Origin of the sequence: Acetivibrio mesophilus (genome assembly GCF_004102745.1) — a bacterium.
In the GTDB taxonomy this organism is placed as follows: Bacteria; Bacillota; Clostridia; order Acetivibrionales; family Acetivibrionaceae; genus Hungateiclostridium; species Hungateiclostridium mesophilum.
The window spans coordinates 290,610-303,114 of record NZ_RLII01000002.1 but is presented as its reverse complement, the minus strand read 5'-3'; the positions used below and the strand labels follow the sequence as shown (position 1 = coordinate 303,114).

Here is a 12,505-nt window from a genome sequence, read left to right as displayed (position 1 = left end):
ATACTCTTTATAAAAGGGAGGTAGTAATTATGAGAGCAGTTATAACTGTTATTGGAAAGGACAAGATTGGTATTATTGCTGGTATCAGCAATATTCTTGCCAACTGTAGCGTAAATATTTTGGACATTTCTCAGACCACTATGCAGGATGTTTTTACCATGGTGATGCTTGTGGATATATCCAAACTCTCTGTTCAATTTGCGGAGTTATCTGAACAGCTTGAGAATAAAGGTGTTGAAATGGGTCTTTCTGTAAAGATCCAGCATGAAGATATCTTTAATTCCATGCATCGTATATAAGGGGGAAATACAGGTGTTAATGCCTTTTGAGATAATTGAAACAATAAAGATGATTCAAGAGGAAAATCTTGACATCAGGACAATTACTATGGGAATATCCCTGAGGGATTGTGCCAGTTCCAGTGCAAAGGAATCAAGGGAGAAGATTTATAATAAGATTACTAGACTTGCGGCAAATCTTGTTAAGGTTGGAGAGGATATTGAAAAGGAGTATGGTATTCCTATAGTAAACAAAAGAATTTCCGTGACACCTATTTCGCTTGTAGCGGAAAGCAGTGATGAGGAGAATTATGTAAAATTCGCCGAGACTTTAGACAGAGCAGCAGATGCGGTTGGAGTCAATTTTATAGGCGGATTTTCTGCGCTAATTCAAAAAGGGTATACTGTTGGAGATAGGAAGCTTATAGCTTCTATACCGGAAGCCCTGAGTAGTACAAAAAAGGTTTGCTCGTCTGTCAATCTTGCCAGTACCAAGGCAGGAATTAATATGGATGCAGTTAGGGAAATGGGACATATAATAAAAAAGGCAGCCCATCTTAGTGCCGACAATGGAGGCTTGGCTTGTGCTAAGTTGGTTGTTTTTGCAAATGTCCCGGAGGACAACCCGTTTATGGCAGGAGCTTTTCACGGAGTTGGCGAACCGGAATGTGTTATAAATGTAGGGGTGAGCGGTCCCGGAGTTGTTAAATCCGCCCTTGAAAAAGTAAGAGGGGCTGATTTTGAAACCGTTTCAGAGACTATTAAGAAAACTGCGTTCAAAATAACCAGAATGGGCCAGTTGGTTGCCCGGGAAGCTTCAAGGCGGTTGGGAGTATCCTTTGGTATTGTTGACCTGTCCCTTGCGCCTACACCAACCATAGGAGACAGTGTTGCTCATATCTTAGAGGAAATGGGCCTTGAAAAGTGCGGTACTCATGGAACTACGGCTGCTTTGGCATTGCTTAATGATGCTGTCAAAAAAGGCGGTACAATGGCTTCCTCTTCGGTTGGCGGGCTAAGTGGTGCCTTTATTCCTGTAAGTGAAGATGCCGGTATGATTGATGCAGTTATGAAGGGTGCACTTACCATCGAAAAGCTTGAAGCAATGACATGTGTGTGTTCTGTAGGGCTAGATATGATAGTAGTTCCCGGAGATACAAGTGCAGAGACTATTTCAGCTATTATAGCTGATGAGTCGGCTATAGGAGTAATCAATAACAAGACGACTGCGGTAAGGATAATTCCTGCACCGGGCAAAAAGGTTGGAGATGTTGTTGAATTCGGTGGTCTGTTGGGTTCAGGCCCGGTAATGAAGGTTAATAATTTCAGTAGTAAGGATTTTATAAATAGGGGAGGAAGAATACCTGCACCTCTCAACAGTCTTAGAAACTAAGATTTCTATAAAGGGCCAAGATGAGCGTAATATACATTTATTGAAGTAACATATAAGGTTTTCTATAATGAATGCATAAAAAAAGTCTGATTTTAACTCGCTTATCAGACTTTTTCTTTTGTTTTTAAATTTTACATCTCATAACACATACACTTTTTGAACCGATGTTCTGCCAGTATTCAATATAGTCATTGTTTTGCCTGAAATTGCTGAAAGAATAGTCGTTTTCCTTTACATATTCATAAATCTCATTTGTAAATAGAACATCCCATGCTTCTTCATTGACATTTGGAAGCTCTGTCAATGTAAATTCATTGGATATGTTTTTTAGCTCGTCAAACAGCAGAACCCTGTAGATACTGCTGCCTTCCTTGTACAATGCATAATGGGATTGAACCCTTATAATATCATCGGTTTTAATTTTCCGTTCTTCTAACAGCAGATCTTTTACCTTTTTATTTTGATAGAGAAATTTATAACATTCTAAATAATTCAAAATAACTTTTGGATTGCTATTCTGCTCGAAACTGCTAAGACTTATTTTAAGAAAATCAGCAATGTCATTCTTGAAGGTGACAATTATAGCTTCTGAGTCAGACAGGTACCAGATTTCATTCTTGTCCATGTGTATAATCTGTTCGGGCAGGCTGCGCTCATCATACTTCGGGTAAAGAAATGGGCACGCATTATGGAACTTGATAGTCTTAACGGAAAGATTATCTGAGTCTTTTATAGTTACAGTTTTAGGATGGCCGTCAGTATCTTTGTCAACAATGACAACCTTCCCAAAATCAGTGCAATACACATAGTTAAACTTGCTGGATACTACCAGATCCTTTTTGTCAAGATTTAATATACCTTCCAGATTTCTAAGTCTGGCTTTTTTCAGAGAGTAAAGCAAACCTGAGGCTTTCTCGGAATTCTGAGACATATTCTCAGGAAGATTATCTTTAAGGCTTTTTGACATATTTAAATTAACGTCACTAACTTTTTCATTCTGAACAGAAGATACCTTTGATGATATCATATCCATAAGACCTTTAATGCTATTCCCAACTTCTTTAATTCCTCCATCGTCCTTTCGTTTCTCCGGCGATGGCCTTGATGATGCCAAACGGTATTCTTCCGGTAATAAGTTGATGTCTTTCTTATTACCCATACAAATCACTCCTTTAAAAAATCATTGGGTTTTTTACACAGTGCCCGCAGATAAGATGATAACATCAAAAACAAATATAATATCAAGTAAAACATATATCTGTATGATAATAACAACACTGTCTTTTAAGCAAGTATATTGCCAGAGATATAATTAGTGCGGGGAAGAGGTGGTGTAATTAAAATATCGTCGGATTCAGCGTTGAAATTCTATAGAGCAATTTTTGCTTATTGATAATTATACCATATATTTAGCGTATAGTACATTATTTTTGAGTTAATTATTAAAAATAACTTAATTGATATGAAAACTAAGAATAATTTATATTGGGGCATAGTATGTCATACTGTTATGATGTAAATACATATTATGTCTACCGATATTTTATTGCAATTTTATTAAGGTTCCTTATAGTTGGGGCTTGGCTTTGACGCTGTTGCCACTTTGTTTTTCAAATCGAAATTGAAAAAAACACTTGACATTTACATCATATAACAATATATTTAAAGTATATACAATTGATATTTTTGATAGTTTTTAATAGAGTTTTTATAGTTTGATTTGTACGTACTAATACATCTATTTATCTTTAAAGTAGTTTTCCTATTTATTAACCAATACTCAATCTATCAAAAAAATACTCCGTATTTAGCATATACTTAATTTTTTATAAGCATTTTTTATTTACGTTGTTTAGAGTGGAGCTTAAAGCTTTTTCAAACTGATAAATAAAAACACTATAAAGGAGGTGTACTCTTGTTATAGGGCTATAGGACCCAATATTTATTGGTTTGATGCTGACTTAATAAGTTGTTGCATTTTTATAATATTCTACATTGTTAATTAATAAAGAATATTGTAATGAATGCAGAGAAAAGCTTCAATTTCTAATGCTTTATATTAATTAATGGGAGGTAAGGTTATGAATTTTAGAAAAACAATATGTGCAGCTATTGTTTTTACAATTGTGCTGTCCATGATGTTGCCATCAGTTGTTTTTGCCACAAAAGATAATGCTTCGCATTTGCCGCCTTATGGAAACGACCTTTTATATGAAAGAATATTTGATGAAGGTCTTTGCTTTCCGTGGCATACTTGTGAAGACAGCGGTGGAAAGTGTCAGTTCCAAGTTGTTGATGTTCCTGGACAGTCTGGAAACAGAGCTTTCCGCTTAACAGTCCTTGACCCGGGACAAAACAAGTGGAGTGTTCAGATGAGACACAGAGGTATAACCCTTGAACAGGGGCATACATACAAGATAAAATTCACAGTTTGGGCAGATAAAGCTTGTAGAGTGTACGTTAAAATAGGTCAAATGGGTGAGCCCTATGCCGAATACTGGAACAACAACTGGAATCCATTTTCCGTTCCAGCAGGAGGACAGAAACTTACAGTTGAAGAAACCTTTACAATGGACAAGCCTACTGATGATACATGTGAGTTTACATTCCATGTAGGTGGAGAATTGGCTGCAGGGGTACCATACAATATTTACCTTGATGATGTATCTCTTTATGATGCTTCTTATACAAAGCCTCCAGTAGCAATACTTCCTGAGCCTGATGTACGTGTTAATCAGGTAGGATATTTGCCAAGTGCAAAGAAGGTTGCGACTGTTGTAACCGATTCAACCAGCCCTCTTAAATGGCGTCTTCTTGACTCAACAGGTAAAGTTGTTAAGGAAGGTAATACAATACCAAAGGGACTTGACCTAGATTCACAGGATAAAGTGCACTGGCTTGATTTTTCTGACTTTACTACAGAAGGAACTGGTTATTATTTTGAGCTTCCGAATGTAAATACTGATACAAACTACAGCCATCCTTTTGATATTGGAAATGATATTTATTCTCAGATGAAGTTTGAGGCTTTGGCATTCTTCTATCACAAGAGAAGCGGTATTGCTATTGAGATGCCATATGCAGGAAAGCAAGAGTGGACTAGACCTGCAGGACATATTGGTATTGCACCAAACACAGGAGATACAAGTGTTCCTACATGGCCTCAGGACGATGAATATGCAGGAATACCACAAAAGAGTTATACAAAGAATGTAACCGGTGGTTGGTATGATGCCGGTGACCATGGTAAATATGTTGTAAATGGCGGTATTGCTGTTTGGACATTGATGAACATGTACGAAAGAGCAAAAATTAGAGGTATTGATAACTGGGGACCTTACAAAGATGGTGGAATGAACATACCTGAGAAGAGCAACGGTTATCCGGATATCCTTGATGAAGCAAGATGGCAAATTGAGTTCTTTAAGAAGATGCAGGTTACCGAAAGAGAAGATGCTTCTATAGCTGGAATGGTGCATCATAAGATTCATGACTTTAGATGGACAGCGTTGGGTATGTTGCCTCATGAAGATCCACAGGATCGTTACTTAAGACCAGTAAGCACGGCTGCAACTCTTAACTTTGCTGCAACTTTAGCACAGAGTGCTCGTCTCTGGCAAGAGTTTGATTCAACGTTTGCAGCTGACTGCTTGGCAAAAGCTGAAATAGCATGGCAAGCAGCATTAAAGAATCCTAAAATTTATGCTGAGTTCACCCCTGGAAGCGGTGGCCCTGGTGGTGGACCATACAATGACAACTATACTGGAGATGAATTCTATTGGGCTGCCTGCGAGCTTTACGCAACAACAGGTAAATCCGAATATAAGGAATATCTGATGAATTCACCTCACTACCTTGAAATGCCTTCACTAATGGGTGGTTCGAACGAAGATGCCGGATTGTGGGGATGCTTTACTTGGGGAACTACTCAGGGATTAGGTACTATTACCCTTGCATTGGTTGAGAATGGTTTGCCAGCTTCAGAAATTCAAAAAGCAAAATCTAATATTACAAAAGCTGCAGATACATGGCTTGCTAATATTGAAGATCAGGGTTATAGACTTCCTATCAAACAGGCTGAGAGTGAGCAAGGCGGTTATCCATGGGGTTCAAACTCATTTATTCTGAATCAGATGATAGTTATGGCGTATTCATATGACTTCACATCAAACGGAAAATACATTGATGGAATACAGGATAGTATGAGCTATCTGTTGGGAAGAAACGCAATGGATCAGTGCTATGTAACTGGATACGGTGAGCGTCCGCTTTTGAATCCTCATGACAGGTTCTGGACTCCTCAGACAAGTAAGAAATTCCCATCACCACCTCCAGGTATAATTTCCGGTGGTCCGAACTCTCGTTTCGAGGACCCGACAATAAATGCTGCTGTTAACAAGTCTGTACCACCACAGAAGTGCTTCTTTGACCATACTGACTCATGGTCAACCAATGAGATAACTGTTAACTGGAATGCTCCGTTTGCATGGGTTACAGCTTATCTTGATGAGGATAGAGATATTGATCCACCTCATAATGTTCTTTATGGTGACTGCAATGGAGATGGCAAAGTTACATCAACTGACCTTACAGTATTGAAGAGACATCTTCTGAAAATGAACGTAGATATTAATCTTGATAATGCTGATGTAAATAGAGACGGTAAAGTTACATCAACAGATGCAACAATATTAAAGAGATTCCTTACTAAGATTATAAAAGAATTACCATTATAATAAATAATTTCAGATGAATTTCAAAGGATCGGCTTTTGCCGGTCCTTTTTATATATGGTACTTCCGGCAAAGCTAGACCACACTTGCTCTATATAAAGAAAACCATGAATATTCTCTCAAAAAATACTTGACATTCTCAGTTAATATTTATATATTTAAAATATAGGCAGTAGATAGCATGCTTACATTAGGAATGCTACAAATCCAGATATTATCTCAGTTAGGAGATTGTGTTGTTTTGCTTTATGTCTAACACAATCTATTAGTATTCATCTGTACTATTATACCTATCAAATCTTTAAAGCAAGTGCCTTTTATGCTATTAAATACTCATTTATTTGTTATTTATATTATTAACTTGTTTAGATTGGGGCTTCATAGAGCTTTTCAAACTAATAAATAATTAGGCTATTAAGGAGGTGAACTCATAAGAAGGGTGATAAACCTATTTTAGCTGGTTTGAATTGCAAATGTAATGTGAATGCTTCATTTTCTAATTGCAGCTAATTATTAATGGGAGGGAAGAATATGAAATTTAGAAGGTCAATCTGCTTTGCTGTCTTATTAACAGTTTTATTGACATTTCTAGTGCCGACGACATCAGTATCAGTATATGCGGGTGAAGACAATTCTCCGAATCTACCACCTTATAAAAACGACCTATTATACGAGAGGACTTTTGATGAAGGACTTTGCTTTCCATGGCATACATGTGAGGATAGTGGAGGAAAATGTTCCTTTGATGTAGTTGATGTTCCGGGACAACCCGGTAACAAAGCATTTGCCCTTACTGTCCTTGACAAAGGTCAAAACAAGTGGAGTGTTCAGATGAGACACCGTGGTATTGCCCTTGAACAGGGTCATACATATAGGGTAAGGCTTAAGATTTGGTCAGAAGTGTCCTGTAAAGCTTATATTAAAATAGGACAGATGGCTTATCCTTATGAGGAATATTGGAACAACAAGTGGAGTCCATACTCACTAACAGCAGGAAAAGTGTTGGAGATTGACGAAACATTTATTATGGAAGACCCATCAGATGATGCATGCGAATTTACATTCCATTTGGGTGGTGAATTAGCAGGAACTCCTCCATATACAGTATACCTTGACGATGTATCCCTTTATGATGCAGAGTATTCAAAACCTGTAGTTGATGAACTCAAACAACCTGATGTACGTGTTAATCAGGTGGGATACCTGCCACAAGGCAAGAAGGTTGCTACAGTATTATGCGATTCAAAACAGCCGGTAGAATGGCAGCTTTTGAATGCAGCAGGTGTTGTAGTTATGGAAGGTGTTACAGAGCCAAAGGGTCTTGATAAAGACTCTCAGGATAATGTACATTGGATTGATTTCTCTGATTTTACCACCCAGGGAATTGGTTATAGGTTTGAACTTCCAACTGTAAATACAGTAACAAATTACAGCCATCCTTTTGATATTCGTGATGATATTTATACCCAGATGAAATATGATGCTCTATCCTTCTTCTATCACAAGAGAAGTGGTATTGCTATTGAGATGCCATATGCTGGAGGCGAACAGTGGACTAGACCTGCAGGACATATTGGTATTGATCCGAATACCGGAGATACAAGTGTTCCTACATGGCCACAGAGCGATGAGTATGCAGGATTACCTCAAAAGAGTTATTCGAAAGATGTAACTGGTGGTTGGTATGATGCCGGCGACCATGGAAAATATGTTGTAAACGGTGGTATAGCTGTTTGGACATTGATGAACATGTATGAAAGAGCAAAAATTAACGGACTTGATAACTGGGGACCGTATAAAGACGGCGGAATGAATATTCCTGAGCAAAATAACGGTTATCCTGATATTCTTGATGAAGCAAGATGGGAGATTGAGTTCTTTAAGAAGATGCAGGTTACCGAAAAAGAAGATCCTTCTATAGCCGGAATGGTGCATCATAAGATTCATGACTTTAGATGGACAGCGTTGGGTATGTTGCCTCATGAAGATTCTCAAGAACGTTATTTGAGGCCTGTAAGTACGGCAGCAACTCTTAACTTTGCTGCAACTTTAGCACAGAGTGCTCGTCTCTGGGAAGAATTTGATCCGGTGTTTGCAGCTGACTGTTTGGAAAAGGCTGAAATAGCATGGCAAGCAGCATTAAAGAATCCTGAGATCTATGCTGAGTACACCCCTGGAAGCGGTGGCCCGGGTGGTGGTCCATACAATGACGACTATACTGGAGATGAGTTCTATTGGGCAGCCTGCGAGCTTTATGCAACAACAGGTAAATCCGAATATAAAGAATATTTGATGAAGTCACCTCATTACCTCGAAATGCCTGCAATGATGAAAGGTACCAACGAAGATGATGGATTGTGGGGATGCTTCACTTGGGGAACTACTCAGGGATTAGGTACCATTACTCTTGCATTGGCTGAAAATGGTTTACCTGCTACAGAAATTCAAAAGGCAAAAAATAATATAATGAAAGCTGCGGATGCATGGCTTGCTAATATTGAAGACCAAGGTTACAGACTGCCAATCAAACAGGCTGAGGATGAGAGGGGCGGTTATCCTTGGGGTTCGAACTCATTTCTTTTGAATCAAATGATAGTTATGGCATATGCACGTGACTTCTCTAGTGACTCTAAATACTTTGATGGAATATTGGATAGCATGAGCTACCTGTTGGGAAGAAATGCAATGGATCAGTCTTATGTAACAGGATATGGTGAACGTCCACTTACAAATCCCCATGACAGATTCTGGACTCCACAAACAAGCAGCAAATGGCCGGCTCCACCTCCAGGTATAATTTCAGGAGGACCGAACTCCCGTTTTGAAGACCCGACAATAAATGCTGCTGTTAAGAAGGACACACCTCCGCAGAAGTGCTTTATTGACCATACAGACTCATGGTCAACCAATGAAATAACTGTTAACTGGAACGCTCCGTTCTCATGGATTACAGCTTATCTTGATGAGCAGAACACCGGCAGCGAAACTGAAAAGGTTACTATCGATTCACCTGTTGCAGGAGAAAGGTATGAAGCCGGTAAAGACGTTAATATAAGTGCAAGCGTTAAAGCTGATACCACTGTAAGTAAAGTAGAGTTTTATAATGGAGATACACTTATTTCCAGTGATGCAAGTGCTCCTTACACAGCAAAAATTACTGCAGCTGCAGCTGGTGCATATGACCTTAAAGCTGTTGCAGTTCTCTCCGATGGAAGGAGAATTGAGTCACCGATAACTTCTATACTGGTAAAGGTAATTGTAAAGCCTACAGTAAAACTTACTGCACCTAAATCAAATGTTGTTGCTTACGGGAATGAATTTTTGAAGATTACAGCAACAGGTAGTGATTCTGACGGTAAGATCTCAAGGATTGATTTCCTTGTTGATGGAAAAGTAATCGGTTCGGACAAGGAAGCACCTTTTGAATATGAGTGGAAGGCTGTAGAAGGTGACCACGAAATAAGTGTAATTGCATATGATGATGACAATGCAGCTTCGTCACCTGATTCTGTGAAGATATTTGTAAAGCAGGCAAGGGATGTAAAAGTACAGTATATGTGTGACGGTACACAGGCATCCAATCAGGAAATTAAGGGTAAATTCAATATTGTTAACACCGGCAATAGAGATTACTCATTAAAGGATTTGGTGTTAAGATACTACTTTACTAAAGAGGCTAATTCTCAGCTTCAGTTTAACTGCTACTATACACCTGTTGGATCCGGAAATCTTATTCCATCCTTTGGTGGTTCGGGTGATGAGCATTACCTGCAGTTGGAATTCAAGGATGTCAAGCTTCCTGCTGGCGGCCAGTCCGGAGAAATACAGTTTGTTATAAGATATGCAGACAACTCGGTACATGATCAGTCAAACGACTATTCCTTTGACCCGACTATAAAAGCTTTCCAAGATTATGATAAGGTTACCTTGTATAAGAATGGTGAGCTTGTTTGGGGAACACCACCCGGAGGAATAATAATTGAGCCGGAAATAATTTATGGTGACTGCAATGATGATGGTAAAGTTACCTCAACTGACCTTACAGTATTGAAGAGACATCTTCTGAAAATGAATGTAGAGATTAATCTTGAGAATGCTGATGTAAATACAGACGGTAAAGTTACCTCAACAGATGTAACAATATTAAAGAGATACCTTACTAAGATTATAAAAGAATTGCCAATATAATAAGATAATGTGAAATTATTTAGTCTGAAATTGTTTATCAAGGACCGGTTACAGCCGGTCCTTTTTATGATTAGGGAATTTATAGTAAGTTTATATTTTTAGTTTGTTTCCCGGAATAGAGTGAGTTATCTTTTAAATACGGGATTCATGCAATCGGGTTTTTTCACATAGTAAGGTTTTTCGGCAAGCTTATCCTGCACAATTCTAAGAACTTCACCGAAACGCTGGAAATGTACGACTTCTCTTTCTCTTAAAAACCTTAACGGGTCAATTACATCGGGGTCATCGGCTAGATTTATAAGATTTTCATAAGTGGCACGGGCTTTTTGCTCAGCAGCCAGGTCTTCGTGTAAATCGGCGATAGGATCACCCTTTGACTGTATATAAGCTGCAGTAAAGGGAGTTCCTGCAGCGCTCATGGGATAGATAGCGTGGTCATGGTCTGTGTAATAAGCACCAAGTCCTGCGCGTTCGAGTACATCTGCGGGGACGCCTCTTGTGAGCTGATGTACTATGGTGCCAACCATTTCAAGATGCGCTAATTCTTCGGTTCCTATGTCATTTAAAATTCCTTTTGCTTCATTTGTCGGCATGCTGAATCTCTGACTTAGATATCTCAGAGAAGCAGCAAGTTCTCCATCAGGTCCGCCGTATTGAGAAATAATATATTTTGCCATTTTGGGATTTGGTGTCTTAATTCTTACCGGATATTCCAGTTTCTTTTCATAAACCCACATTTTATTACCTCCTCGGGATAATCATCAAAATACAAAAAATAAATTTTATTACCAAGGCCATAAAGCCGATATTGCATATGCTCTAAGAACTACTCCCACGGCCAAGGGCTGTTTATCCACTGCCATGGACATTTAGTGGTGGAGTTTTGGGCAGTCAACGGACCATACAATCTCTCGTACTCGTTTCGGAGCATTCTAGCTCTTTGAGCACAGTTGTTAAAGAGAATTATGGTATTTTGGTCATAGGGGTGCGTATTTAGATACAGGTTCAAATCAATGAGCGTAAAATCGGCAGCCATTACTTCTTTTAGGAGTTTAGCTTGGTTTGGATTCATGTTTTCACCTCCTTAGGCATCTACAGTGTATTCTGGGTCCACTCCATAAGGTCTGTATAGTTCGGGAAATATTGTTCCGGCATCTAGACCCTTCATTGGCGGAAATATACAGCCAATGCATTGAAATGGAACGTAAGCATGTGCCAGAAGCATTGGCATGCAATGGATTTTTGCATTAGGCATCATGCTTTTTGCTTGATAGGGCTGCATCGTGCCCTGATTACATGAAGGCACTTGCATACCTGAGTTACAGTTCGGATATTGCATCATTTTTATTCCCTCCAAATTAGCAATTTTATGGTTGAACATTTCATTAACATAATATTCTAATAAGAAGTAAAAAGTTCTTTAATATTCCAACTGATAAAAAGGGTATAATATTTATTGATAAATTTTTAATATTCATTCTTTACAGTATCTAGTTAGTATGTTAGAATGTTTGAGGGAAATATAACTATGAGCTCAGTTTAGGGTAACTCCGACCCTTTACTTAGCCATAGGGATTTAAGAAAAGGAGGATACTTATAATGCAAAAGGAAATTAAACAAGAGGTAATCAACAATTATAAGCTTCATGAAACAGATACCGGTTCACCAGAGGTACAGGTTGCGATTCTTACACAAAGAATCAATCACCTTACCGAGCATTTAAAGGTTCACAAAAAAGACCATCATTCAAGAAGAGGACTTCTTAAAATGGTTGGACGCAGAAGAGGCTTATTAAATTATCTCATGAAAGTTGACATCGAAAGATATCGTGCAATTGTTGAAAAGTTAAATCTTAGAAAATAATAAAAAGAGCGGAGTAATCCGCTTTTTTGTATTATGATATAATTATTATT

At 38.4% G+C, this 12,505-nt stretch carries 9 protein-coding genes; 5 read left to right on the top strand and 4 right to left on the bottom strand.

From position 1 onward, the window contains the following. Window positions 1-29 precede the first annotated feature (29 nt). Both EFD62_RS03585 and EFD62_RS03580 read left to right on the top strand, forming a co-directional pair. Entirely contained in the window at window positions 30-299 is a 270-nt protein-coding gene (locus EFD62_RS03585) for an ACT domain-containing protein (protein WP_069194051.1), read from the top strand. Window positions 300-312: 13 nt separating this feature from the next. After that, window positions 313-1,671: a PFL family protein gene (locus tag EFD62_RS03580; protein ID WP_069194050.1), complete on the top strand. Its 1,359-nt coding sequence runs from the start codon at window positions 313-315 to the stop codon at window positions 1,669-1,671. Between the two features lie 124 nt (window positions 1,672-1,795). Here the strand turns inward: EFD62_RS03580 and EFD62_RS03575 are convergent, their stop codons facing one another. Next, the gene (locus EFD62_RS03575) at window positions 1,796-2,830 is read right to left on the bottom strand and encodes a hypothetical protein (protein ID WP_069194049.1); all 1,035 of its coding nucleotides are present in this window, start codon (window positions 2,828-2,830) and stop codon (window positions 1,796-1,798) included. A gap of 922 nt (window positions 2,831-3,752) precedes the next feature. Here EFD62_RS03575 and celK point away from each other — a divergent pair. Together celK and EFD62_RS03565 are read left to right on the top strand one after the other, a co-directional pair. Beyond that, the gene (gene celK / locus EFD62_RS03570; protein ID WP_128705743.1) at window positions 3,753-6,407 is read left to right on the top strand and encodes a cellulose 1,4-beta-cellobiosidase; all 2,655 of its coding nucleotides are present in this window, start codon (window positions 3,753-3,755) and stop codon (window positions 6,405-6,407) included. A gap of 528 nt (window positions 6,408-6,935) precedes the next feature. Further along, window positions 6,936-10,592 carry a glycoside hydrolase family 9 protein gene (locus EFD62_RS03565; protein WP_069194047.1) on the top strand — a complete coding sequence of 1,219 codons (3,657 nt, stop codon included), beginning with the start codon at window positions 6,936-6,938 and terminating at the stop codon, window positions 10,590-10,592. 125 nt (window positions 10,593-10,717) lie between these two features. Here the strand turns inward: EFD62_RS03565 and EFD62_RS03560 are convergent, their stop codons facing one another. The 3 genes from EFD62_RS03560 to EFD62_RS03550 all read right to left on the bottom strand — a co-directional run bounded on the left by EFD62_RS03560 (window position 10,718) and on the right by EFD62_RS03550 (window position 11,934). Further along, window positions 10,718-11,329, bottom strand: a complete 612-nt coding sequence (locus tag EFD62_RS03560) for a manganese catalase family protein (protein WP_069194046.1) — start codon at window positions 11,327-11,329, stop codon at window positions 10,718-10,720. 89 nt (window positions 11,330-11,418) lie between these two features. Beyond that, window positions 11,419-11,664, bottom strand: coding sequence for a spore coat protein CotJB (locus EFD62_RS03555; RefSeq protein ID WP_069194045.1), 246 nt, complete (start codon window positions 11,662-11,664; stop codon window positions 11,419-11,421). 12 nt (window positions 11,665-11,676) lie between these two features. After that, complete coding sequence (locus EFD62_RS03550; protein WP_128705742.1) at window positions 11,677-11,934, bottom strand: spore coat associated protein CotJA; 258 nt, start codon at window positions 11,932-11,934, stop codon at window positions 11,677-11,679. A gap of 257 nt (window positions 11,935-12,191) precedes the next feature. On the opposite strand from EFD62_RS03550, the gene rpsO reads away from it, so the two are divergent. Next, entirely contained in the window at window positions 12,192-12,455 is a 264-nt protein-coding gene (rpsO, locus tag EFD62_RS03545; protein WP_069194043.1) for a 30S ribosomal protein S15, read from the top strand. The last annotated feature ends 50 nt before the right edge of the window (window positions 12,456-12,505 follow it).